The sequence below is a fragment of the Avibacterium sp. 21-599 genome, from assembly GCF_026226765.1.
Taxonomy (GTDB): Bacteria; Pseudomonadota; Gammaproteobacteria; order Enterobacterales; family Pasteurellaceae; genus Avibacterium.
Window position 1 is genome coordinate 165,619 of sequence record NZ_JAKKOB010000002.1, and the last position, 23,705, is coordinate 189,323.

Sequence of the window (23,705 nt, forward strand, 5' to 3'; positions counted from 1 at the left end):
TCTGCTTGAAATGGCGATGATAATTCCCCATTTAGGATTTTAGAATTCCTAAAATTAGATTTATCATGCCGTTATTTGTATTTATCTTTGGATAAAATGCGATGAAACAATCACTCAACGCCCTAAGTGCGGTGCAAATTTTTTGCGATTTGGCACAGACCCTACAATTTAAAGCCACCGCAGAACGGTTTGCGGTTTCGCCCCAAGTTATCAGCCGACAAATCGCCCAATTGGAACAGCATTTGGGCGAAGTGCTGTTTTTACGCAGCACAAGACAGGTTACGCTGACCGATTTTGGCAAACAGTTTTTACCACGTGCCGAACAGCTGCTTGCCGATGCCAATGCCCTCTTAATGCCACGGAAAAACCAGCAAATACAAGGCATAATACGCATTGCCGTGCCAGATTACCCGCCAATAAACGCCGTTTTACAAGATTTATTAACGGCATTACAAGACTATCCCGACATTCAAATTCATTGGCGGACGGATAATGCCCTTGAAGATGTGGTGGCAGGCCGCATTGACCTTGGCATACGTTATGGCAACCCGAAAGACAGCCGTTTGATTGTCAAAAAAGTGGGGCAGGAGCAGGAAATCATCACCGCCTCGCCCGATTTTATCGCCCGTTACGGCACGCCTGAACGCTGGCAGGATTTGCCCCAATTTCCGCTTAGCTCGCTTATCAATCCCAACAATGGACGAATTTGGCCATGGGAATTAAACAAAAATCTGCGTTTGCAGCCTGAAGCCCCGAAATTATTAACCAATAATATGAACAGCGAACTGGCTGCCGTATTGAGCGGCAGTGTTATCAGCAGCCTGCCCAAAACCTTGTGCCGTCCATACCTTGAGACGGGTCAATTGGTGGAGCTTTTGCCTCAATTGCCAAGAAAAAACTGGGATTGTTATCTCTACCGCCCCAAACAAAAAGCCGAATCCAACCGCATTAAGCTGGTCTTTCATTTGCTGGCTGAAATTTTGCAGAAGCGGTTTGGGTGAAATGGTTTGGGGAAAAGGCGTGTTACTGACTCGGGCGGGTATTTTTATCCGATAAAATTGCTGTTTAAAAGCGTGTTTTTTTAATCAGGCTGCCTGAAAGTGCTGGTTTTTAAGTTTTCAGGCAGCGTTTTTATTGTCAAAGGATAAAAAAGCGGTCAAAAATATTTAAATGTTTACCGCCATGATGCGATGGTTTTTTGCTTTTATTTTTAAATGATTTTTCTACTGACTTGGGTGAAAATTTATATTGAATAAAATCTCTATTTAAAAGCGTATTTTTTTAATCAGGCTACCTGAAAGGGAAATGTAAGTTTTCAGGTAGCCTTTTTATTATTAAAGGATTAAAGAGCGGTCAAAAATCTTGAAGTTTTTATCGCTTTTTAAGGGAAAACATGGCTTTTGCCATAAAAACTTACCTAAAAACTTTCACCCAGCCCCTTCATTTAGCCTTGATGCTTTTCGCCCCATCACAAAGCTAATCGGCAAGCATTTCAATCAGAAAATCGGCCACCGTCCGCACTTTTTTTGACGCACGAACGTCCTCATGCATCACCAAATAAAGCGGTGCGGTGAAGTCCTCCATCTCCTCAATGGCAGCAAAATCAGGGTGGTCGGCATGGCAAATCGGCAATAAACCAATGCCCATTTTTTGGGCAATCGCCGCCTTCATCACCTGAAAATCATTGCAGGCAAAGCGAATCGGCTTGCCATTAAGCTCGGTTTGCAGCCATTTTTCGTGCGTGCCAGCAAGCTGTAGGCTTAAGTATTGCCAGCTTTCTTGCGACTCGTGCTGAAGATAGGAGCGATGGGCAAACCAGCGGTATTTGACATAGCATAAACGGCGTGCCACCAAGTCTTCTTGCAGCGGCTCGGCAATCCTTAGGGCGATGTCGGCTTGGCGGGCGTGCAGATTGCTGATGATCGAATCGCTCTGGATAATCAAGCGGATATGCGAAAACCGCTGATAAAAGACGGCAAGGGTCGGTGCCAGCAGGCTGTTGGCGACAAAGGGCGGTGCCGAAACCGCCACTTCACCCACCGATTCCCGCTTATCCTGTGCTGTTTGGGCAAATTGCTTGATGTTTAGCTGCAATTTTTTGGCTTCTTGGTACAGCTCTCTGCCGTCATCGGTCGGCAGATAACGCTTGTTGATGCGGTCAAAGAGGTGCAGTCCAAGCTGTTTTTCCAGCCGTTCAATCCGCCGTGATACCGTGCCATGTTCGACATTTAGGGCATTTGCCGCCGCCGTTAGGGTCTCTTTTTCCATCAGTAAGATGAAATAGTGCACATCGTTCCAGTCTAAATCCATCGCTTAATCGTGAAAAAATAAACATTGCTGTCAATTTTAAGCCTATTTATGTGAAAAAACAACGGATAAAATACGCTTAAATCTTTGATTGTTCTAGTCGCTTAAATTCAAATGAAGACAAGGCGAAAGCGGCCGAAAGTGTACAGATGGTACATGAGAAAGCTTTCAACGCCGTATTTGCTTGAATTTAAATGACGCTACTGAGAAACAGGAAAAACCATGTCCTTAAAACATTACTTTAAACATTACCGTGGTGAGTGGATTTTGCTGCTTGCCACCCTTGCCGCCGCCTTTGGCTGGCTGTTTTCCAAAAGTGCGATCGCCGAATTGCCAGCGGTAACCTTTGTGAGCTTGCGTTTTGGTGCGGCGGCAATTATCTTTTTGCCCTTTGCTTTTCGTGGACTTGGGCGGTTAAGCCGTAAACAGTGGCAGCAAAGTCTGCTTGTTGGCTTATCTTTTAGCCTGTATCTTTTTTTCTGGGTGCTTGGCGTAAAGCACACCCAAGAGCTGGGCAAAGGGGCGTTTTTGTTAAGCCTTGCGATGCTTGCTGCCCCGTTGATTGCGTGGCTGATTTATCAAGAGCGACCCGTAAGGCGGTTTTGGCTTGCCCTGCCGATTGCCGTTTTGGGCATGATTTTTTTGGCAGCAAGCGGTCTTTCTTCGGGCGGCGGATTGGGGCTTGATACGCTGTTCTTTTTATTGACGGCACTTTGGGCGGGCATTCAGTTTGTGTTAAACAGCCGCTACGCAAAGTCGGTGCCGATTTTGCCGCTGACCTTTATCCAGCTTGCGATGGTTGGGCTGTCAAGCGGTTTTTATGCACTGTTGGCAGAAGATATGCCGTCTTCTGTTGGCTCGATGACGTGGCTTTGGCTTGCCCTTAGCGTTTTGATTGGTACCAATGCCCGCTTTTTGCTGCAAACCTTTGGGCAAAAATTAAGCGATGTCGGCAATGGGGCGTTAATCATGATTTTAGAACCTGTTTGGACGATGCTGCTTAGCGTGATGTTTATGCAAGAAATGCTTGGCACGTCAAAAATCATCGGCTGCGTGCTGATTTTGCTTGCGTTGCTGCTCTACCGTGTGAAACGGCTGCCCAAAGCTGCAAGCCTGCATGGCAAAAAATCCCGTAAAAAAGTGGGCGTTTCGCTCTCTGCGGCAAGCCCTTGTATTAAAGAAGGGGATTAAAAGTGCTGTCAAAAATTCTGCTATTTTTGTTGTAACTTATGATTTTGGGCTTTAGTTGTTCAAAGATTTTTCTATCTACTTAAGTGGAAATTTAAGGGTTTAATGCCATCGTTTTTTAGGAATGATAACCTTGATTGTCATAATAAAAAGCCGCCCAAAAATCCTCATTTCAAGTTTTCAGGCAGCCTCAATACGCACAAAAATTTCCTATAGCCATCTTCTTGTTTGTTGGCAATAGGCCTGATAAACCTCACCAAATTTTTGAGCCAAAATTCGCTCTTCGGGGATAATCTGAAAGCGGTTCATGTACAAAATAAAGCCCAGCACAAAAAACCAAGCAAACACACTGCCAAGCACCAACGCAAGTGCGGTAAGCAATAACGCCATGCTAAGATACATCGGATTGCGGCTTATGCCAAAAATGCCTGAAGTAACGAGACTGCTGCTTTTTTCAGGATTAACGGGGCTGATGGTGGTTTTGGCTTTTTTAAAGCTGGTAACGCTCATTACGCCAATCAACACAGCAAGCAAAGCCACAATAACAGCAAGCCATGGCAGGCGAAGAATTTGACCAAAGGGCAGCCAAGCCACCAATCCCATACACAAGCCACAAAACAGCATCACTAAAGGCGGGGGAAATTTAAGTTCCATTTGGGTTCTCCTAGGGCTTTTGCTAGGTAAAAGCCAGTATCAATGGCAATTGCCTTATATCAAGCACCATAAAACCAATATAGATAACGTCCAAAATTTATCCATAAAAGGGGCTTGATATTGCATAAAAAAAGTCCGATAACGTACCAAAACTCTATTTTATCGTACACTTTAGGGCTTATCAAGCAAGCGAAAACAGTTTGTCTATGGATAGGCATTGCCTTTTTGAGCTAAAACTTTGCCAAATCGAAAATGATGTATTCTTTTGGCTTACTTGAAGATTTTTCTATAGTTTGAGTTTGGTTTGAGTTTGGGTTGCCTGAAAACTGAAGTTGAACTTTCAGGCAGCCTAAAATCCTAAACAATCCTGCCAAACTGCATTTCATTGTCTTTGAGCCGCTGTATGTCGCGGTGGGGCGGTTCGCCAAACAGTCGGGCGTATTCACGGTTAAATTGGGTCGGGCTTTCATAGCCCACGGCAAAGGCGGCGGTGGTGGCATCTTGATTTTCTTTAAACATCAGCCGTCTGGCGTGCTGGAGGCGAAGCTGCTTTTGGTATTGCAGGGGGCTTACGCCTGTCAGCTTTCTAAAGTGCTGGCGAAAGGAAGATGGACTCATGTGTGCCTGTTCTGCCAGTTGGTTGATGTCGGTCTTTTGGGTGTAATGCTCGTTAAAATAGGCAATAATTTTGGCGATGTTGCGTTCGGCACTGCCTTGCATCAAGAGCCTTTTTAGCATGGGCTGATGCACGCCGTTTAAGAGGCGTACGGCGATTTCACGTTCAATCAAGGGGGCAAGGTGCGGCTGCCATTTGGGTTCGTCAAGCAGAGCGGTGTAACGCACCACCGCATCAAGTAATCCCTCATCAATCGGGGCGACCGACAGGCTGTCCGAAAGGCTTGATTGCTTGGTCTGCCAGTCGGTCTGTTCGGCAAGTTCACGCAAGAGCATCACATCAAGTTCAATTCTTAAGCTGAGGTAGGGCGTGCTTTGGCTTGCCTGCAAAACGTGCGATACCACAGGCAAATCAAGGGTGGTCAATGCGGCATCGCCTTGGGCAAGCTGCATGATTTCGTTGCCAAAATTGACGTGCTGCACGCCTTGCACGACCACAAACAGGCTAAGCGGATAGATGCAAGGCACGGGGTGGGTGCGGTGGTTGCGGCGGCAGAGATTTAAGGCGGGCAGGGCGGTGTCAGAAAAGCTGCCTTCTTTCTGGGTGAAGCGTTTGATGAGGCTGGCAAGTTTTTCCCATGGGTCTTGATACATGATGCGGCTCCCTAAATGTTTTTAGGGTGATTTTAAGGGAGTTTGTCAAATTAGGCAAGAATTGACTTCGTTTTGGCAAATATGGCGGCAGGGTTTAACCGATAATAACGCCATCAAAGCTTTTCAACATGAAAGCTTTTCAACATCAAAACTTTTTCAATGGAGTATTTTTTATGATTTATGCCACAGACAAGACCTTTTCTGACGAAGTGTTAAATGCAAACACGCCCGTGCTGGTTGATTTTTATGCCGATTGGTGTCCGCTGCCAAATGATTGCCCCTTTGCTTGATGAATTAGCAGAGGATTACGCAGGCAAGGCCAAGGTGGTGAAGGTCAATGTTGATGACAATCCTAAGCTTTCTGCCCAATATGGCATTCGCAATATCCCAACGCTGATGACTTTTAAAGCAGGGCAAATGACGGCACGCCACGCAGGTGCGATGCCCAAATCTGCCCTTGCCCAATTGATTGATAAAGAACTTTAAGGAGAACAGAATGACCCCTTTTGCTGATGTTACAAAAATTAACGAGCTTGCCGCCCGTATTCAAAACGATGCCAAACTTGGCGAATTTACTCTGCATATGAGCAGTGAATCAAACGGCGGTGTTGGCGTAAAAACCGCAACAGGCATCACGGTGCAAGGCGGTGTTGCCGATAACAGCCGTGTGAATAAATTCATCACGCTTGGCGATGAACCGCAGGCGGTGCTGGGCGAAGACCGTGCCTTAAGCCCGATGGAGTACGTTTTGCAGGCGTTGGCAGGCTGTTATACCGCAACCCTCACGCTGCTTGCCGCTGGCAAGGGCATTGAATTAAGCCGTATTGATTTAAAGCTTAGTGTGGATTTTGATTTAAATGGCTTTTTGAAGTTTAAAGACGTTCGCAGCGGTGCAAGCCAAATCCGTGTGGATATTCACCTAGAAAGTCCAAATACCGATAAAGAAAAGCTTGATGCCTTGGTTGATGAAATCGCCAATCATTCGCCCGTGTATGACACGCTGGTCAATCCCGTTAACGTGATTAACCGCTCGGTGTAAGGACAATAAAGAAAGCCTGAGCTTGGCTTGGGCTTTCTTTGCCGATGGCTTTTTAACTTTTATTGTGTGAGCCTTTATTGCATGAGCCTCATATTTTTTTAAGGAAAATCATGTCAAACCGTATTGTATCGTTGCTTAATATTGAAAAACCCTTTATCCAAGCCCCGATGTCTTGGGTAATCAATATTTCTCTAAAACTTCATAGGTATGGCTCAAAAGGTTTAACAAATTTTTCTACCATAATTTCAGCACGTTGCTTTGCTTGTAAAACAAAGTGCTTTAAATACTGTTTTGCCCATTCTTGTCGTGATAGTGAGAAACTTTGATCTAAATCGCAAACATGAAATTGAATTTGCATAGCTGCAGCCCAGTTGATATATAAAGTATTTGGTTGAGATCTAAATAATTCCGCATAATGAATACTTTTGCAAACCAATTGATCTCCCTCCAATTTCCAGTCAATTTCAAAGTAATTGATCTCAAAGGTATAGAATTCATTGTTGTCTAGCATTTTTGCACATACTTGTGCCAGTTTATATGCAGAGATAATATTAGGCTGTTGTGCATTTTTATTAATGTTTCGTGTTTTAACATCAATTAGCTCATAAAATCCATTAATTACACGTAAAATATCAGCGGTATCATTTTGCTTTTCTTCAAAGAGATTTTCTTCACTCCATTTATCAGTTGCGGATTTTCCTCTACTTAACAAAAATAAAACAGTAGGTGATTGAAATAAATTTGCACGTGCTTTATGTCCAATCACTGTTGGATTTTTACGATATAAATCATTTAAGTATTCAAATTGTTTAAAAATATTATTTGGGTGTTGTTGCTTTAAATATTGGTAAACTAATTTTTCAAAAGGTTCTCCAGCGGCGTGGCCTGATAATGTTCCTGAGATTGGCTTAGGAACACTTTGGTTTATCAATTTATTTGTAAGTTGAAGTACTTGCTCTGAATTCATTAATTAAATCCCCAATTTTTGAAAATAATTTCTAATTTCTTGTAAATATGTTTCCTGCTGTTCTATTTGATAGAGACGTACAAAATAAGTAATTTTATTATGACATTCAATATCTTTTTTACACTTCCAATTAATTTTCCTAAATGGAATAGATGCTAATGGCTTTTCAGAAAATTCAATAATTCCACCTTTAATAACACCGTTATACTTCAGCCACTCAAAAACAATGGGCTGATTAAGGTAGGCTAAAATATATTCTAAGCTTTCTCTTACATTTTCTTTCCGAAATAAAGCCGTTACATCTTGAGTAGGGTACGTGAATTCATCAACCATAGCAAAGCGGAAATAGTTTTTATGAGTAACCCTTTCTTTACATGGAACAAAAATACGTTTTTCTTTCTTGCTAAATAGTTGGTAATTCCTTAAAAAGCTCCATTGCCAGAAAGGGATAGTTTTATTGTACGAATATCGTTTATTTAATTGCTCACGATATATTGATAAATCATGGTAAAAATTTGGATAATCTATGGAAAAATTTTTTTCATCAATATCTTTGTTTATAAAGATATAATAAGTAATTTTTTTGACAAGGAATTGACCCAAGTTTTTAGCTTTTACAACTTTTATACTTGCTTTACGTTCGTTATCTGTATAACTTTCTATTTCTTTCATTTGAAAGGCTTTGTCCAGACCACTTACCATCCCATTCCCAATATCGCATATTTCATGAATTGTTGATGCACACTGATTTTCAAATAATTGTAATCTCTGGCGAATGCCCTCAGATATAAATAACCAACTATCTCTTTTAGTGAACTGTGGAATATTAAAACATTGTACGAAAGGATTTCTTTCTAAATTATCCAGTAATACAGTATCTACCTTCATTCTTTTAGTTAATTGTATAACCTTAATATCTTGAGACTTTATTTTGGTTTTTTTATATTTAAAAATAGCAATAGATGAATTGACTTTAGGAAAAATCTGTGATTCGTGAAAACGAATAATGGTTTCAAATCCACCGTTTTCCATCATGAATTGACGTAAATTTTTAGCATGTGTTGTGGAAAACCAATAGTCAGGACAAATAAAAATAAGTTCGCCATTGTCTTTAAGTAAGTTTATTGATTTTAATATAAAAATATAAAAATAATCACATAGATTATTAAAATATTTTTGCCATAACCAATTATTGGCTAATTCTTGTTTTGCTGCTAAGTTTAAATTTTTCCAACGAATATAAGGTGGATTGCCAATTATAACATTAAAATTTTCATCCATTGAGCAATTTAAAAAGCTATCATTAATTACAAATGAATGATGGATAAGTGAAGCGTCAATCTCATAAGCTGTTATATTGTGAAAATTTTTGTTTTGCAATGCTTCAATAAATATACCTTCCCCACAGGAGGGTTCTAAAACTTTGCTATTTTTAGCATGGGTAATCATATTTACCATAAAATCAGCAATGTGTCTTGGAGTAAAAAATTGCCCAAAAGAAATTTGATTTTGTTCTATTATCATAATTATACGGAATCCCAGAAGTTTTTTAAATAGTTTTAAAATCAATAGTATATGTGTTTATTTTATCACAAAATAATCAAAATATGAACCATTTGGGAATGGTATGAATATTATCTATTCAATTTATAAAGAAATTTTGAGTGAATTTGAGATGGCTATCTAGCAGAGTATGCCCTAAGTTTAGTCTCTATCACTGCCCCAAAATGCGGCGTGTGCAGCGTTTTGCATCACAAGCTCAAAAGTTTTGCCGAACGTAAACAGCTTGCCGTCATAGAAGCAGACATCGCACAGCTGCCAAGCCTTGCAGGGCGGTTTTTGGTCTTTACCGCCCCCACGCTGCTGCTTTTTTGGAAGCAACAAGAAATCTTACGGCAGGCACATTTTATCCGCCTAAACGACTTTGGAGCAAAACTTAGCAGCTACCAAGATTTATCACATTAGGCAAGAAAAAGCTTCTTTTGGGCAAATCAAGATACCAGAAAAACGTTATGATTTAACCCTAACGCAGATAAAGCATCTACCAAACATCACTTACCTTAAGAGGAAAAACCCATGAAAAACTTTGAAAACCGCAAATTATTAGTCGTTGGCGGCACAAGCGGCGTAGGACTTGCCATTGCTGAAGCCATTTTAGCACAGGGCGGCAAAGCCGTTATTTTAGGTAATAATCCCGACAAGGCCGAAACCGCCTGTCAAACCCTAGCCGAACGCTACGGACAAGAAAACGTCAGTGCCTTAACCGCCAACCTGCTCTCAATGACAAGCGTGCAAGCATTGATAGCCAAGCTCAACGCCGAACACAGCGACATAGATTTATTGGTCAATAGTGCAGGCGTGTACTTCCCCAACCGCTTCTTGGAAACCGATGAAGCCCAGTATGACGGCTATCTAGGTATCAACAAAGCCATCTTTTTCATCACCCAAGCGGTTGCCAAACTGATGATTGACAACAAAAAAGCAGGCTCAATCGTCAATATCACCGCCGCCTTATCGCACTTGCCCATCAAATCCACACCGATGGCGGCCTACTCCATGGCAAAATGGGGGCTTGAGGCACTCACCAAAAACGCCGCCGCCGAACTTGCCGAATACGGTATCCGTGTCAATGCCCTGCCGATTGGCATCATTGAAACCCGCATTTTTGAACGCTTTGCAAGCGGCGAACAGGTAAAAGACACCCTAGAAAACTTCAAAAAATACCACGCCTTAGGACGCAACGGCACGGTAGAAGATGTTGCGGCCACAGCTGTTTTCCTGCTCTCCGACCAAGCAAGCTGGGTTACAGGCAGCATTTGGCATGTGGACGGCGGTGCCATGACACGCCGCGATGACGTATAGCAAGCCCCTCAAACCGCCCTTTGCAGCAAAAAGCTGCCTGAACGTTTGATATTTTCAGGCAGCGTTTTTATTGGGAAAAGGGGATTAAAAGAGCGGTCAAAAATCTTTAAGTTTTTATCCTGATTTGATGGTTTCCCGTTTTGATTTTTGAATGATTTTTCTACTGACTCGGGTGAAAATTTATATTAAAAAAATTCCCATTTAAAAGCGTTTGCCAAATCAGGCTACCTGAAAGTGAAATTTAAGTTTTCAGGCAGCCAAGAAAAACCTAAGGAATGATGATGACCAACAAACCCTATATCCGTTTAGACAAAAATAACGCTGCCATGCTGCTCGTTGACCACCAAGCAGGCTTAATGTCTTTGGTGCGTGATATTGACCCCGACAAATTTAAAAACAATGTCTTGGCAACCGCAGATTTGGCAAAGTATTTCAACCTGCCCACCATTTTAACCACGAGCTTTGAAACAGGCCCCAATGGCCCATTGGTTCCCGAACTTAAAGCCATGTTCCCTGAAGCTCCCTACATTGCCCGCCCTGGACAAATCAACGCTTGGGATAATGAAGACTTTGTGCAGGCAGTCAAAGCCACAGGCAAAAAGCAATTGATTATTGCAGGCATTGTTACCGAAGTTTGTGTCGCTTTTCCAGCCTTATCGGCGATTGAAGCAGGTTTTGAAGTGTTTGTGATTACCGATGCCTCAGGCACATTCAACAGCATGACCCGAGATGCTGCATGGCGGAGAATGGAAGCCGCTGGTGTGCAATTGATGTCATGGTTTGGTGCGGCTGCTGAATTGCACCGTGATTGGCGTAATGATATTGAGGGATTGGGACAACTCTTTAGCAACCACATTCCTGATTATCGTAACCTGATGACCAGCTATGCAAAATTGACCGAAAAATAAGTATTTTAAGTATTTTTAGAAAAAACATTTTTAATAGACACTAGGCCTACCTGAAAGCCTTTCAGGTAGGCTTTTTGCTGCACCACCAAAGGCAAGATAACACCACAAGCGTATGATGCACCAATCGCCAATCTTGTCTTAATCTCTTAATCCAACTCTAAATTTGCTCAATGGGATTTAAATCAGGTGAGTAAGGTGGTAACCAAAGAATGTCATGTCCTTTGTTTGTGATTGTGTCTTGTATGTCTTATCTTTTATGAAAGGTGGCGTTGTCCATGACAATCACACTGTTTTTAGGTAACTCTGGTAGCAATACTTTTTCTACCCAAGATAAAAACACATGGCTGTTAATGCTGCATTCACAAAGACCTACAGCAAACAATTGGTTGTTGTGGATTGCACCAATGGCATGGGTTTGGTTCTTGGCTTGCCAATGATAAATATCATAACATCTTTGGCTTTTATGGGCATAAGCATAAGGTCTATAATCGCTTATTTTAAACCCACTTTCATCAAGATAGATAATGGGGCGATTGTTTTCTTGAAACTGTGTCAGTTGCTGGGTAAATGCTTGTCTTACTCCATTAAATGAATATGCTAGATGAGGCCATAATCCAAAGATATAAAAATATTATATATAAGTATATTTAACGGCTATTGATTATGTCTGATGTGTTTGGGGTATAAAAGACATAAGTAATGAGAAAGTGCGGCAATTTTTTCACTCAATTTTCATTACCTTTCGGATAAAAATACGTGCTTGCGGTTTGTCCTGTGCATTGGCTCACCATAAAGGAAAACGCACTTTGGCTGCGGTAGCCCAGCTCAAGGGCGATATGGGCGAGGGGCAGCTGTTGGGCGGCGAGTTCGGTGGCACGGGCGAGCAAGGCTTGTTGCCGCCACGCGTTGAAATGGCAGCCCAGCTCATGCTTAAACAAACGCTGCACCGTTGCCACGCTTGCCCCACAATCGTGTGCCCATTGTGCCAGCGGAATATCTAATCTCGGCGTTTGCAACACGGCTTCACACAGCTGACGCAAACGCTTGTCTTGTGGCAAGCGCACGCCCAACGGCAAGGCAGGTGCGTTTTCTAACTCTTCACAAAATAAAGCAGACAACAAGTCGAAACGCCGTTTTTCAGACGGCTTTGACAGGGCAATCAACACCTCACGCAATAAGGGCGGCACGCTCAGAGCGGTGCTGGGTACATCACGGTACAAATGGGCGGTAAACACCTGCGTGGCAGACAACACGTCCACCCGATGCGGCTCATTGGCGGCAATCCACACCGCCCGTTCAGGCGGCACGGTAAAACTCGCCTGCGCCGTAAACACACGAATCACGCCTTGTCGGGAATACACCAACTGCCCCCAAGCGTGTTGATGGCTCGCCACCGCCGTGCGGGGTTGATGATGGCGCTGTACCACACGAATGGGCATTTCTTCACTGGGTGCGTAAGGGGTATCGGGTAGCGGTTGAGCGAGTGTTTTTGCCATTTATTCGATAATCATTGCTATTTTGTCGAAAGTATAACAGTTAAAAAAGGATTATGCTGATTTTGTTTGAAAAATCAATCAGTCAGCATTGTTGGCATTGACTGGTTGAGCCGATAAAACAGTTAAAAACATTGTGCCAAACAATATCCAAACAGACGAGGAAGAGTTATGTCATCTGAAACGATTATTTTTTCATTGCCCGAAAAACGTTTTTTAAATGCGTTGTTATTGGGCATTGTGTTGCCCTTAGCCGATGCAACAGCATTGAATACGGCATTGCCTGCGTTGGGCGTGAGTTTTCCTGCTGCCCCTTTGGCATGGTTGGTGGTGGCGTATTTGTTGGCAGCGGTGGCGGCTGTGCCGTTGTCGGCGGCGTTGGGGCAAGGCTTGGGCGAGGTGCGTTTGTGGCGTGCGTGTTTGCTATTGTTTGCCTTGAGTTCTGCAATGGCGGCGGTGGCGAATAGTTTTGCGGTGTTGCTGGCGGCACGTGTGGGGCAAGGGGTGGCGGCGGGTTTGATGCAGCCGCTGTTGCAAACCTTGTGCGCTCGGGTGATGCCGTCTGAAAAATTACGCCCCGCACTCACCGCCTTAGCCGTGCCTGCGGTGATCACCCCGATTGCCGCACCGCTGTTGGCTTCCGCCTTGTTGAAAGTGAGCAGTTGGCATTGGATTTTTGCCGTAAATGTGCCGCTGTGTGCGTGGGCGTTGGTGTGGAGCAGATGGATTCCCGCCTTGTCTGCCAACCCTGCTCGGGACTTTGATGGCTGGGGGTATGTGTGCCTCGCCCCAGCCTTAGTGTTGTTGGTGTATGCCGTGCAACAAGCGGCGTGGCAGCCTGAACCATTGATAGCTGGAGCGGTGGGATTGATGTTGGGCGGATTGTTTGTGATACACGCCAAGCGTCAAGGTGAACGGGCATTAGTACGCCTCGATTTGCTTCACCTCTCCGCCTTTCGCCGTGAACTGAGTTTGCTGTTTTGGGCAGCGTTCAATTACTACGGCGGTATTTTGCTACTGCCAATCCTGTGGACGAACGCCCATCACGATGTGGCTTGGATCGGCATCTTGCTGGCAGCACACGGCGTTGGCACGTTGATCGCTCGCCGTTATTTGGAACGCCTCGCCCAGCGTTGGGGCGAACGCCGTCTATTAAGCCTTGCCGCTAGTGCAGTGTTGCTGTCGAGTTTGGCATTATTGTTCCCACTGAATACCGCTTCAGCATTGGCTTTAATGAGCTTGCGTGGCAGTGGCGTAGGGCTGTTGAGCATTATGCCAATGGCAGCCCTGTACCGCACCATCAACGCCGAACACCGTGCCCAAGCGAGCTTACTCAGCCGCCTCGCTACCCAATTCGCCGCCGCATTCGGCAGCGCCCTCGCCGCCCTTGCGGTGTCGCAGCCGATGGTTTCAATCGGATTATTTGCAGTGAGCGGCGTGCTGATGTGGGTGCAAATTTGGCAAGGTGAGAAAACGAAGGCGGCCTGAAAACGGTTTTCAGACGGCATAAAAAAATAATGAAAAAAACACCGCACTTTAAACCAAACGCCTAAAGTGCGGTGCATTATCAATGCTACTTTTTACAACTTATAAATGCTTTTTAAAGAAATCGGCGAAGGTGTTGTAGGTAGCGAGCGTTTTGTCATGAGTTTGCATTCTTTTTGTCAGAGGCTACAATAGAATTTTACTGACAAAGAGAATGCAAATTATAAAACTTTGTCAAACTTCATATTTGGTATATTTCTTAGAAATGTGCTTCTTTGGAGAAGATTTCTTATTTTATAGTCGTTTAACTTCAAACGGATCCATCGTTGCCCGCACCCTCATGTACTATAGTAAAATTCCTAAAAAACCAAAACAATTGTTAAAATCCAAAAAAATAAAGCATCAACACAATCAAGCCGCCATTGTTTTCTGAGGCTTTTAACCCAAGCCCATGTTTTTTCAATTGGATTTAAGTTAGGGCTATAAGGTGGCAACCATAAAATCTTATGTTCTGTCTGGTCAATGGCTTCGATAATATCTCGTTGTTTATGGAACGCGGCATTATCCATTACGATAACTGTCGGCTTCTCAAGCTCTGGTAACAATGCTTCGGTCAGCCAAACATAAAAAATATCACTGTCAATCGGACAGTCAAATAATCTGAGTGCAAATAAATTCCCCTCTCGAATAGCGCCGATAGCATTGGTTCGAGATAAACAATGTCATATCCCGCTTCAGAATAAGCTGTCAGCGCTTCTTTAAAGTTCTGTCTTTTCTGTTCGTCTGCCTAAGGGGGGGGCGGTGTTTTTTTTACGGCTGATTTTCAGACGGCGCAACGCTTTGCAGATAGCACTCTGCGTTGTGCCTATGCGTGCGGCTCTTTCAGCCTGAGCGGTATCGGGGAAGCGTTTGACATCGTTTAGCAATGCTTCGGTATTGATGGTTCTCGGCTTTTTTTGATGTCCCTTTTTCGGCTTGTTCTATGATTTTTTGACGGAAATGTAGGGGAGAGGTCATATTGTGCTTTATTTTGGTTTTTTGGGGATGTGGTGTATTACAACCAAAAATATATTAAAATGGCTGAGCCCTGTTCAATACAGAACTCAGTATTTATAGTTTAACAACCTGTCCAACTTTTTTGGGGGGTAGATTACTTGTTCTTTTCCAGTAAGTTTTCTGGGCAAAAACACATTTATTCGAGGTGTGTTTGATTTCATCAAGTTCAATTTTCCATAAGTCAGTATTCATCAAACGGGCAAAGGGATAACGGGCATAATAGCTCTTAAGAGCAGACTGGCGGGCATTTCCATCAAGCAATACCGCTCGACCTTTAAACTGCACGCCTTCAATCTCGCTCACTTGATCGGTTTGTGTGGCAATCGTACCAACGACCTGCTCACTTTGTTGCATTATTTGTGCGTGCTGCGTATTAAGAGAAGAAAAGAAAATCAGGCTGACATTCTCATTATCAAGCACATAAAAGCAGTTTGCCGCCCAAAAATCTTGTGTGTTATGAACAGCAAGGCTCATCACCGTTTGCTGTTGTAAAAATTGTGCAATCTTATGAGGAAGGGTTATCATCATATAAAAGAATGCCCTGAAAACAGGGCATTCTGCTTAGCTTAAAGGTTTTTTGTTTCTGCCGTTTCAACAAGTGCGGTAGGATTTTCTGGCGTTTTTTCATTTTCTTCAGAGGCTAAGTTTTGCACCGACATTGCGGATTTCAAACTTTCTTGCTGAAGTTGTTTAGCCAGTTCATTTTCACCGTTTTGCTCAAAGGCATAGGTTGCCATTGTAATATCATTCGGCTGAAGCTGGGTTTTATCTGCGATCACTTTCTTAAATGCTTCGCTTGCCTTAGCAAAATCGCCATTACGCACATATAAGTAACCTAAGGCACGGTTTGTGCAACAACAAGATTGCTCCTTACTTTGTTTTGCCCGTTTTTCCATAATTTTCAGCAATTTGCTGTTATCTACGGGTTGAACACGGGTAATTTGCGAGCAAAGTTGTTGTGCCAGTGGGTTGTTGTCATCCACTTTTTTCAAGGCTTCTAAGATCAATTTATAGGCGGTTTCGTGATCATCACTATCAATCAAGCGACGAATAAGCCCAATTTTGACATACAGATCATTTTGTCGTTTACGTGGTTGATCGTCCCACCATTTAAGCAAGCCATCGACGCCTTCTTCATTCATTTTTTCGTCAAGTAAGCCATCTTCTACGCGATGTTGCAAGGTCGTAAATTCTTTATCTGAATAGATCCCAGAATTTTCCACTTGATCCAGAATTTTATCTAACGCTTCAAAAGCGTGCGATTTTAAGTAGATCTCAACTGCCAGTTTTAACACTTCTTTATTGCGGTGGGTCATTACTAACAAGCTATCAATGGCACTGCGTGCGGCAGGCAATTTATTTTGCTGTAACAAAATTCGCGTACGCGCAATCTCAACAAGTAGGTTATCTGTGCCAGCCAATTCAGTGGCCTTAATTAAGTAACGATTAGCGCCAAACTCATCGCCACGTTGCTGTGCTGCTTCTGCTGCTTTAATAAAGTTTAGGATTGGCTCATCAGAATGTTTGGCATTTTTACCAATTAATTTTTCAGCTTTAGAATATTGCCCTTCGTCCATTAACATTAACCCTTCAAGCGTTTGTTTTTGTGCTTTAAGGCGTTTACGACGAGAGAACCAGCCATAAGTGCTGTTACTTAAACGACAGAATTTTGTGATGATCCACTCAATGCCATATACCACCGCCATTGCAATCACGAAGAAAATCACAAGGGTGGTGATTGACATTTCAATGCTGTATGTGCTGGTTTCAATTAACACATAGCCTTGTTTGCCCGATAGATAAGGGCCTGCGATTAAGCCGGCAAGTAGCACCAGCATTAAAAATAGGGTTCTAAACATTGCTATTTCCTCTACTGTTGTTGTGCTTGGTTTTGCTCAGATTTGTCTGCATTTTCCACCGCACTTTGGTTTTCCACGGCAGTTTGGTTTTCACTCGGCTTTTCACTTTGATTTTCATCGTTTTGCGTCGCATTGCTTTCTGCATTCACCGCTGAAGCTGCATTTTCTGTTGTGTTGCTACCTTGTGCGCTTTCCCCTTTGGCATTTTGCGCATTTTCTTGCGCCACCTCTTTATCTACGGAAAGCTCAATTTTTTGCACCTCTTGCGAAGGCTTATTAAGCAACTTATCTAATAAATTTAAACTAGTTAACTGCGTTGGCACATCAACATAAATAGATTGTTCTGCTAGCTCATCCACTTCTTTAAGAAAATTTTGTACCACTTCGGTATTGGTATCAAAATAACTTCTCACCCAAGAGGCCACGGTTTCTAAAGATTGTTTATATAAATCATTTTGCTGACGCGGTACCGCCATAATCGCTAACTGTAAACGCAAACGGATATTTTCACGCAGGTAAATATCTTGATTAGGTGCTAACAATGCTTTGTTATCCGCATTTTTTGGCGTAACACGAATAAAATGATTTAAAAAAGAAGTGGCACTTTTTTCTGCATTTTCTTTCCAATCGTCCCAAGAGCCACTCAATTTATCATTATTTTCATTGGGTTCATCGAAATTCACATTGAGTACGCTCAGTTCATCAACATTATTCGCAAGCTGAGACAGGTGCTGCATAATGGCATTTTGATCAATGTTATTGACTGAAAGCAACTGTTTTAAATCGCTATTAATTGCGCTACGAACATTGATCACGCGTGGGTCAGAGACTTTACTTAAGGTTTCATCCGCCACTTTTAATAAAGAAATTGCGGTATCCACATCATTATCTAATACTAATTTGCGTAATGCGTTGTTTAATAAGAAATCAGCTTCTGACAGCAACCAATCATTTGGCTGCGCCGCTTTTTGCGCATTACTTAATGTATTTACTTGATTTTGTAAGGTGGAGATTTGCTGTTCCTTAATTTCTACCATTTTTTCTAATGCGATTAATTTTTCATTGGTAGATTGGCTTGTTTGTGCAAGCTGAGCGATTTTGCTTTGATCTTGTTTTAATGCACTTAAGTCAGCGTCAGTGAAAGTTTGGCTATGGGTTGAGAGTGGTTTTTGCGCTTCCAACGCCGTTAATCTTGCTTGTACACTGGTTAGATGTTGCTCTGCAAAATAATAACCCGCGCCCCCTAAACCCAATGCAACTAATAACGCTAAAATCGCCACACCTGTACCGCCTTTTTTAACAATCACGGTTTCTGGCTTAGCAGGTTCATTGTCCGTTGTAACTTTTTCTGGTGATGGTTGCATAGGTTCTTCCTTTGTCAGTTCAGGGGGGGCTTGCTCGTTTTTCACCACTTCATTTTCTTGTTCAGAATTTTCAATTTGAAGGGAATTTTCCACAGGTTCGACAGATTGTGTTGTGTTTTCCACAGCAGGGGTTTTATCTGTTTTTTTTGCGTGATGTTTAGCCATAATTTATTCCTTATGATTATTAAAACTCGTTAAATTGCAATAAAGTATCGCACAAGGTTGCATTATCTGCTCGTGGTGAAAGACTCACCTTTTCCCAGCCCATTTCAAAGGCAACGCGTTGAATTCGTTCACTTACCGTTATTAAGTGGCAAGACTTTAGCCAATTATGTTCATTTTTGGGGACAAAATCTAGCAATAAACGCAAAATTTCTTTGCTGGTCGCAATGATTGTCGTAATGCCAGCTCGCTTAAGCATACTGATTTGTTCTAAAGGGTCATAAACTAAGGGCTGTCGCTGATAACATTCCAGTGTTTTAATTTTAGCCCCTCGCACACTGGCTTGCTCTGCAAAAAAAGCTCGTCCACCATTACCCCGTAAAATCAAAATGGTTTTATCTTGCACGTTTTTCATTGCCGATAAAGAAAGCAGACCTTCACTTGTTTCTTGCTGAAAAGGATAATGAATACACTGTTCTGTTTGACTACAAAATGCCTGTGCGGTTCGCTGTCCAACGGTAAAATACTGTAAATCTGCCCGCCATTGAAAGCCAGCTTGTTTAAGGCTTTCAGCACTATAAGTTACCGCATTTTGCGATACCACGAAAACATAATCCCCCGCATTGAGTTGATTGAGCTGAGAGGGCAAATCATTAAGCTCACGTCCGGCTTGAATAGAAAAGAGCGGAAAATGAATGGCTGCGATGCCTGCCTTTGCCAGCATTTCCACCAGTTGTTTGCCCTTTTCATCAGGGCGCATAACCAACACTGCCATTGGGTTTTCCTTATCGTTGTAAAGGTGAATAATTACACACCAAGGGCTTGTAAAATGTTATCTGCCCCTTGTTTTAATAAGCTTTCTGCGACTTGAATACCTAATTCTTGCGCATTTTCCACCGCACTTTTACCTTCTGCACGGATAATTTCACTGCCATCTGTTTTCCCCACTAACGCTTTAAGATAAAGCTGATTATCAGAAATCACCGCATACCCCCCGATTGGCACTTGACAGCCACCTTTTAGGTGATTATTCATCGCACGCTCAGCTAACACACAGGCCGTGGTTTCTGGATCGGCAAGTGGTGCTAACAGGGTTTGCACTTCTACATCATCAACACGGCATTCAATGCCAACTGCCCCTTGCCCTGCTGCGGGTAAGGAAATTTCCGTATCAATGAAAGAGGCAATACGCTCTGCCATTCCTAAACGAATTAATCCCGCTGAAGCAAGAATAATCGCATCATAATCACCATTGTCTAATTTACTTAATCGCGTCCCCACATTTCCTCGTAAAGATTGAATGGTCAAATCAGGTCGTAACGCGTTAAGCTGACATTGACGGCGTAAACTTGATGTCCCCACCACAGCACCCGCAGGTAATTCCTCTAAAGTGCGGTAAGAATTTGACACAAAGGCATCACGGGGATCTTCACGTTGGCAAATAACACTTAGCCCTAAGCCTTGTGGGAATTGCATTGGCACATCTTTCATTGAATGTACGGCAATATCGGCTTCGCCCTTTAATAGTGCATTTTCTAATTCTTTGACGAATAAACCTTTTCCGCCAATTTTCGCCAGTGGCGTATCTAAAATTACATCGCCTTTGGTTACCATTGGCACAAGCTCAACACAAAGTGCTGGATATAATTGCGTTAAACGATCTTTAATATAATTCGCTTGCCATAATGCTAAAGGACTACGGCGGGTTGCGATTTTGATTAGTTTTTTTGTCATCATTATGCAAAAATAAGCGTAGAAACATTAGGGCTTATCCTATCATTGTTGCCTCAAAATGTCAGTTTTCATTTAATTTTTTTGCTTTCCGATAAGGCAAATGATAGAGTAATACTTCAATTTCTTTGTATGAAATTCGAGGAAATTGTTCATTTATCACTCCCTCTTTCCTAGGATATAAATTGAATTACGATATTAATAGTGCGAAACAACAAGTGGAATATCTCGACAAATTACGTTTTGAACGCGCAATTTCAGGCAGTTCAGCTCAATTTAGTCAAGTTTTTCAAACGATTACCTTGTTATTGCACCTCAATCATCACACGCTGCCGGGCTATATCAAAAATGCCCCAGCAGGGATTGTTGATTTTGTTTTATCGGATTATCAACAAGCCTATCTTTCCGCACATTTTGAGTTAAGTGAACAAGAAATCGAAAATTCGCCATTTTCTCACCGCACTTTCTTTCCCGTGCTTGGCGTGTATGTAATGGGCAGTATCGCTTCAATTAGCCAAACATCGGCTTCAGACTTGGATATTTGGGTTTGTCACCACCCGCAAATTAGCCCAGAAGATCGCCATTTATTAAGCCAAAAAATGGACGCCTTACAGCAATGGGCATTAACCTTAGGGGTGGAAATTAACTTATATTTAATGGATCAAAACCGCTTCCGCTGTTTTCGTTACGCGGATCCGTTAACGGCAGAAAATTGTGGTTCGGCACAATATATGCTATTGCTAGATGAATTTTACCGCTCCGCCATTCGCCTTGCCGGGAAACCCTTATTATGGCTACATCTGCCCGTAGAAAATGAAAAAGACTATGAACAAGAAGTGGCACGTTTAATCAAAGAAAAACGTATTGATCCTAATGATTGGGTGGATTTTGGTGGCTTAGGGGCATTTTCTGCCAATGAATATTTTGGTGCGAGTTTGTGGCAACTCTACAAAGGGATTGATTCACCTTACAAATCTGTGTTAAAAATTTTGTTGCTAGAAACCTATTCCGCGGATTACCCAGACACTTACCTGATCGCCCAAGAATTTAAAGCGCGCTTACTGAATGGCGATAAAAAACATCACTTTGATCCTTATCTTACAATGCTTGAGCGAGTAACCAATTATTTAATCGGACTCAACGATTTACGTCGCTTAGAATTTGTTCGCCGTTGCTTTTATATTAAAGCCAATGAATACAGCCATAATGTTCCCAAACACAGTTGGCGTTTAGCCCAATTACAGAACCTAGCCAAAACGTGGGGCTGGTCAAAAGAATTGGTACAAGAGCTAAATCAGCGCGCCTGTTGGAAAATAAAACGCGTAAAAGAAAGCCATAATAACTTAATTAAGTTCTTAATGTTTAGTTATCGGCATTTAGTACAATTTGCCCGCAAATATAAGGTAAATTCCAGCATAATGCCGCAAGATATTAGCATTTTAACTCGTAAACTTTATACGGCATTTGAAGAATTGCCGGGTAAAATCACTTTACTCAATGCAATGATTTCTTCTGATTTATCGGAAAAAAACATTACCTTTATTGAAGTCAAAAACAACCGTCATTTCAAAGCAGGTTGGTACTTAGTAAACCAAACGCCTGATGTCCAAGGATTTGAACAGCCACGCTACATAGAATATAGCGAAAATCTCAATAAATTGGTTTCTTGGGCATATTTCAACCGTTTACTGACCCCCAAAACAGAATTACACATCTTTAGCCCAAATGTAACGCTTGCAAAATTAAGGCAATTCGTTACCGATTTACGTTTATCTCTGCCCACAGTAGTGGCCGCGGCAAGTAATGAGGAATTAAATCATAACTGCGAAATAAAAAGCTTAGTCGTTTCCATTAATCTCACCAAAGACCCGACAGCACATTTATCTGAGGCAAAAACCACCATCGTCGCCAATGATTTATTTAGTTTTGGGCCTGATGAAGAAAGCCTAGTAGGAAGTATTGATTTAACTTATCGCAATTTATGGAATGAAATTCGTACCCTGCATTTTGAAGGACCAAATGCCATTTTATTGGCATTAAAAGTGCTTTCTAACAAAATTTATCGTGGTTCCGCCTCGCCACAAAGCGTAAATGTATTCTGTTATAGCAAATATTATCAAAAAACCTTACGAAATATTGTTACCGCATTAATCAACAAATGTATCAATATCCAAGTAGGCGTCAGTGATGTGCCACAAAATAATTTATTGCGTGTTGCAGGAAAAAACTGGCAATTTTTCTTTGAAGAACGTGGCATTAGCTTGCAAGAAATCCACACCCCACCTTTGATTAGTAACGAGGATTTCAATGTAGAGGTACAAGAAGTCATCGACAATAAAGAGGAAAACCACAAGCACAAAACATACCCCTATGAAATTGACGCCTTTGCCAGCGAAGGTTTTTTACAATTTTTCTTTGAAAATAACTTGGATAAGACATTTAATGTCTATATTTTAGACGAAGCTAACCGAATTGAGATTTATCGTAACTGTGAAGGCGAAAAAGAACAGAAAATTCATGAGATAAATCATATTTATCAATCGGCAGGCTTGGAGGGAAATAATAATCCGTATAAAATTGTGCAACGAAATTTTAACTATCCACAATTTTATCAATTATTACCAAGCGAAAGTGGCGTCAAAATTGTCCCATTTTATAGTCGTTTGGTGTCATCATAACTAGGGGAAACTTATGTTGGATACAATGAAAGTGTTGCTGATTGACGATCACCCACTGATGCGTCGTGGCATAAAACAATTATTGGAATTAGATGAAACATTTGAAATCGTTGGTGATGCCGGCAGTGGTGCAGAAGGAATTAACCTTGCCTTACAAACCTCACCAGATTTAATTGTGCTTGATTTGAATATGAAAGGGCTATCAGGGTTAGACACGCTCAAGGCATTACGTGAAGAAAATGTCGATGCTCGCATTGTTATTCTTACCGTTTCCGATGCCAAAAATGATGTTTTCACGCTGATTGATGCGGGCGCAGACGGCTATTTATTAAAAGATACCGAACCTGATCTATTACTTGGACAAATTAAACGTATTGCTCAAGGAGAAGTGATTTTAAGTGATTCAATTAAAGATTTACTACTAGAACAACGCCCCGAACAAGATCCGATTTACACCCTTACGGATCGAGAAATGGATGTGCTACGCCTGATTGCAACGGGCTTATCCAATAAACAGATTGCCGCACAACTCTTTATTTCAGAAGAAACAGTAAAAGTCCATATCCGCAACTTATTACGCAAACTCAATGTTCACTCTCGTGTGGCAGCCACGGTGCTGTATTTTCAGCATAAAGGGGCATAAAAAAGTGCGGTGAAAAATCTCTTAATTTTCCACCGCACTT

Annotated in this window: 20 protein-coding genes and 4 pseudogenes; 10 read left to right on the top strand and 14 right to left on the bottom strand. The window is 42.2% G+C overall.

Features of this window, described 5'->3' with window-relative positions; translation table 11 throughout:
* Positions 1 to 101: 101 nt before the first annotated feature.
* Positions 102 to 1,001, top strand: coding sequence for a LysR family transcriptional regulator (locus tag L5B83_RS10695; protein ID WP_265778513.1), 900 nt, complete (start codon positions 102 to 104; stop codon positions 999 to 1,001).
* Positions 1,002 to 1,476: 475 nt separating this feature from the next.
* On the opposite strand, the gene L5B83_RS10700 is transcribed toward L5B83_RS10695, so the two are convergent.
* Positions 1,477 to 2,310, bottom strand: a complete 834-nt coding sequence (locus L5B83_RS10700; protein WP_265778514.1) for a LysR family transcriptional regulator — start codon at positions 2,308 to 2,310, stop codon at positions 1,477 to 1,479.
* 219 nt (positions 2,311 to 2,529) lie between these two features.
* On the opposite strand from L5B83_RS10700, the gene L5B83_RS10705 reads away from it, so the two are divergent.
* Positions 2,530 to 3,498 carry a DMT family transporter gene (locus L5B83_RS10705; RefSeq protein ID WP_265778515.1) on the top strand — a complete coding sequence of 323 codons (969 nt, stop codon included), beginning with the start codon at positions 2,530 to 2,532 and terminating at the stop codon, positions 3,496 to 3,498.
* 207 nt (positions 3,499 to 3,705) lie between these two features.
* Here the strand turns inward: L5B83_RS10705 and L5B83_RS10710 are convergent, their stop codons facing one another.
* Together L5B83_RS10710 and L5B83_RS10715 are read right to left on the bottom strand one after the other, a co-directional pair.
* Entirely contained in the window at positions 3,706 to 4,149 is a 444-nt protein-coding gene (locus tag L5B83_RS10710; protein WP_265778516.1) for a methyltransferase family protein, read from the bottom strand.
* Between the two features lie 357 nt (positions 4,150 to 4,506).
* Positions 4,507 to 5,418, bottom strand: a complete 912-nt coding sequence (locus L5B83_RS10715) for an AraC family transcriptional regulator (RefSeq protein WP_265778517.1) — start codon at positions 5,416 to 5,418, stop codon at positions 4,507 to 4,509.
* Between the two features lie 173 nt (positions 5,419 to 5,591).
* Here L5B83_RS10715 and trxA point away from each other — a divergent pair.
* Both trxA and L5B83_RS10725 read left to right on the top strand, forming a co-directional pair.
* Positions 5,592 to 5,904 (top strand): annotated as a pseudogene (trxA, locus tag L5B83_RS10720) (thioredoxin).
* A gap of 10 nt (positions 5,905 to 5,914) precedes the next feature.
* Positions 5,915 to 6,457 carry an OsmC family protein gene (locus tag L5B83_RS10725; protein ID WP_250351315.1) on the top strand — a complete coding sequence of 181 codons (543 nt, stop codon included), beginning with the start codon at positions 5,915 to 5,917 and terminating at the stop codon, positions 6,455 to 6,457.
* A 199-nt stretch (positions 6,458 to 6,656) separates the two neighbouring features.
* Here L5B83_RS10725 and L5B83_RS10730 read toward each other — a convergent pair whose 3' ends face one another.
* Positions 6,657 to 7,424 (bottom strand): HincII family type II restriction endonuclease, encoded by a 768-nt coding sequence (locus L5B83_RS10730; RefSeq protein WP_265778518.1) that lies wholly within the window; start codon positions 7,422 to 7,424, stop codon positions 6,657 to 6,659.
* 3 nt (positions 7,425 to 7,427) lie between these two features.
* Complete coding sequence (locus L5B83_RS10735) at positions 7,428 to 8,948, bottom strand: HsdM family class I SAM-dependent methyltransferase (protein ID WP_265778519.1); 1,521 nt, start codon at positions 8,946 to 8,948, stop codon at positions 7,428 to 7,430.
* Between the two features lie 183 nt (positions 8,949 to 9,131).
* On the opposite strand from L5B83_RS10735, the pseudogene L5B83_RS12500 reads away from it, so the two are divergent.
* The 3 genes and pseudogenes from L5B83_RS12500 to ycaC form a co-directional block, all read left to right on the top strand.
* Positions 9,132 to 9,389 (top strand): annotated as a pseudogene (locus L5B83_RS12500) (thioredoxin family protein); the annotation flags it as partial.
* 111 nt (positions 9,390 to 9,500) lie between these two features.
* Positions 9,501 to 10,286 (top strand): SDR family NAD(P)-dependent oxidoreductase, encoded by a 786-nt coding sequence (locus L5B83_RS10740; protein WP_265778520.1) that lies wholly within the window; start codon positions 9,501 to 9,503, stop codon positions 10,284 to 10,286.
* A 275-nt stretch (positions 10,287 to 10,561) separates the two neighbouring features.
* The gene (gene ycaC / locus L5B83_RS10745; protein ID WP_265778521.1) at positions 10,562 to 11,194 is read left to right on the top strand and encodes an isochorismate family cysteine hydrolase YcaC; all 633 of its coding nucleotides are present in this window, start codon (positions 10,562 to 10,564) and stop codon (positions 11,192 to 11,194) included.
* A gap of 157 nt (positions 11,195 to 11,351) precedes the next feature.
* Here ycaC and L5B83_RS12505 read toward each other — a convergent pair.
* Both L5B83_RS12505 and L5B83_RS10750 read right to left on the bottom strand, forming a co-directional pair.
* A pseudogene (locus L5B83_RS12505) lies at positions 11,352 to 11,816 on the bottom strand (transposase).
* Positions 11,817 to 11,919: 103 nt separating this feature from the next.
* A complete protein-coding gene (locus tag L5B83_RS10750; protein ID WP_265778522.1) occupies positions 11,920 to 12,453 on the bottom strand; it encodes a helix-turn-helix domain-containing protein in 534 nt (177 codons plus the stop codon).
* A 405-nt stretch (positions 12,454 to 12,858) separates the two neighbouring features.
* On the opposite strand from L5B83_RS10750, the gene L5B83_RS10755 reads away from it, so the two are divergent.
* Positions 12,859 to 14,175 carry an MFS transporter gene (locus L5B83_RS10755; protein WP_265778523.1) on the top strand — a complete coding sequence of 439 codons (1,317 nt, stop codon included), beginning with the start codon at positions 12,859 to 12,861 and terminating at the stop codon, positions 14,173 to 14,175.
* Between the two features lie 356 nt (positions 14,176 to 14,531).
* Here the strand turns inward: L5B83_RS10755 and L5B83_RS10760 are convergent, their stop codons facing one another.
* The 7 genes and pseudogenes from L5B83_RS10760 to hemC form a co-directional block, all read right to left on the bottom strand.
* Positions 14,532 to 14,870: a transposase gene (locus L5B83_RS10760; RefSeq protein ID WP_265778696.1), complete on the bottom strand. Its 339-nt coding sequence runs from the start codon at positions 14,868 to 14,870 to the stop codon at positions 14,532 to 14,534.
* A 60-nt stretch (positions 14,871 to 14,930) separates the two neighbouring features.
* A pseudogene (locus tag L5B83_RS12510) lies at positions 14,931 to 15,119 on the bottom strand (IS630 transposase-related protein); the annotation flags it as partial.
* A gap of 163 nt (positions 15,120 to 15,282) precedes the next feature.
* On the bottom strand, positions 15,283 to 15,756 hold the full coding sequence (locus tag L5B83_RS10765; protein WP_265778524.1) for a hypothetical protein: 474 nt from the start codon (positions 15,754 to 15,756) through the stop codon (positions 15,283 to 15,285).
* Between the two features lie 38 nt (positions 15,757 to 15,794).
* Positions 15,795 to 17,087: a heme biosynthesis protein HemY gene (locus L5B83_RS10770; RefSeq protein WP_265778525.1), complete on the bottom strand. Its 1,293-nt coding sequence runs from the start codon at positions 17,085 to 17,087 to the stop codon at positions 15,795 to 15,797.
* 11 nt (positions 17,088 to 17,098) lie between these two features.
* A complete protein-coding gene (locus L5B83_RS10775) occupies positions 17,099 to 18,616 on the bottom strand; it encodes a uroporphyrinogen-III C-methyltransferase (protein WP_442780643.1) in 1,518 nt (505 codons plus the stop codon).
* 19 nt (positions 18,617 to 18,635) lie between these two features.
* Positions 18,636 to 19,388 carry a uroporphyrinogen-III synthase gene (locus L5B83_RS10780; RefSeq protein ID WP_265778527.1) on the bottom strand — a complete coding sequence of 251 codons (753 nt, stop codon included), beginning with the start codon at positions 19,386 to 19,388 and terminating at the stop codon, positions 18,636 to 18,638.
* Between the two features lie 32 nt (positions 19,389 to 19,420).
* A complete protein-coding gene (gene hemC, locus L5B83_RS10785) occupies positions 19,421 to 20,347 on the bottom strand; it encodes a hydroxymethylbilane synthase (RefSeq protein WP_265778698.1) in 927 nt (308 codons plus the stop codon).
* A gap of 182 nt (positions 20,348 to 20,529) precedes the next feature.
* On the opposite strand from hemC, the gene L5B83_RS10790 reads away from it, so the two are divergent.
* Positions 20,530 to 23,022 (top strand): class I adenylate cyclase, encoded by a 2,493-nt coding sequence (locus L5B83_RS10790; protein WP_265778528.1) that lies wholly within the window; start codon positions 20,530 to 20,532, stop codon positions 23,020 to 23,022.
* Positions 23,023 to 23,035: 13 nt separating this feature from the next.
* Positions 23,036 to 23,665: a two-component system response regulator NarL gene (gene narL / locus L5B83_RS10795; RefSeq protein ID WP_250351088.1), complete on the top strand. Its 630-nt coding sequence runs from the start codon at positions 23,036 to 23,038 to the stop codon at positions 23,663 to 23,665.
* Positions 23,666 to 23,705: the final 40 nt, after the last annotated feature.

Bases quoted from the DNA above. Each gene is read 5' to 3' on its own strand.
- L5B83_RS10695 (WP_265778513.1), top strand. From the start codon at position 102: ATGAAACAATCACTCAACGCCCTAAGTGCGGTGCAAATTTTTTGCGAT.
- L5B83_RS10700 (WP_265778514.1), bottom strand. From the start codon at position 2,310: ATGGATTTAGACTGGAACGATGTGCACTATTTCATCTTACTGATGGAA.
- L5B83_RS10705 (WP_265778515.1), top strand. From the start codon at position 2,530: ATGTCCTTAAAACATTACTTTAAACATTACCGTGGTGAGTGGATTTTG.
- L5B83_RS10710 (WP_265778516.1), bottom strand. From the start codon at position 4,149: ATGGAACTTAAATTTCCCCCGCCTTTAGTGATGCTGTTTTGTGGCTTG.
- L5B83_RS10715 (WP_265778517.1), bottom strand. From the start codon at position 5,418: ATGTATCAAGACCCATGGGAAAAACTTGCCAGCCTCATCAAACGCTTC.
- L5B83_RS10725 (WP_250351315.1), top strand. From the start codon at position 5,915: ATGACCCCTTTTGCTGATGTTACAAAAATTAACGAGCTTGCCGCCCGT.
- L5B83_RS10730 (WP_265778518.1), bottom strand. From the start codon at position 7,424: ATGAATTCAGAGCAAGTACTTCAACTTACAAATAAATTGATAAACCAA.
- L5B83_RS10735 (WP_265778519.1), bottom strand. From the start codon at position 8,948: ATGATAATAGAACAAAATCAAATTTCTTTTGGGCAATTTTTTACTCCA.
- L5B83_RS10740 (WP_265778520.1), top strand. From the start codon at position 9,501: ATGAAAAACTTTGAAAACCGCAAATTATTAGTCGTTGGCGGCACAAGC.
- ycaC (WP_265778521.1), top strand. From the start codon at position 10,562: ATGATGATGACCAACAAACCCTATATCCGTTTAGACAAAAATAACGCT.
- L5B83_RS10755 (WP_265778523.1), top strand. From the start codon at position 12,859: ATGTCATCTGAAACGATTATTTTTTCATTGCCCGAAAAACGTTTTTTA.
- L5B83_RS10765 (WP_265778524.1), bottom strand. From the start codon at position 15,756: ATGATGATAACCCTTCCTCATAAGATTGCACAATTTTTACAACAGCAA.
- L5B83_RS10770 (WP_265778525.1), bottom strand. From the start codon at position 17,087: ATGTTTAGAACCCTATTTTTAATGCTGGTGCTACTTGCCGGCTTAATC.
- L5B83_RS10775 (WP_442780643.1), bottom strand. From the start codon at position 18,616: ATGGCTAAACATCACGCAAAAAAAACAGATAAAACCCCTGCTGTGGAA.
- L5B83_RS10780 (WP_265778527.1), bottom strand. From the start codon at position 19,388: ATGGCAGTGTTGGTTATGCGCCCTGATGAAAAGGGCAAACAACTGGTG.
- hemC (WP_265778698.1), bottom strand. From the start codon at position 20,347: ATGACAAAAAAACTAATCAAAATCGCAACCCGCCGTAGTCCTTTAGCA.
- narL (WP_250351088.1), top strand. From the start codon at position 23,036: ATGTTGGATACAATGAAAGTGTTGCTGATTGACGATCACCCACTGATG.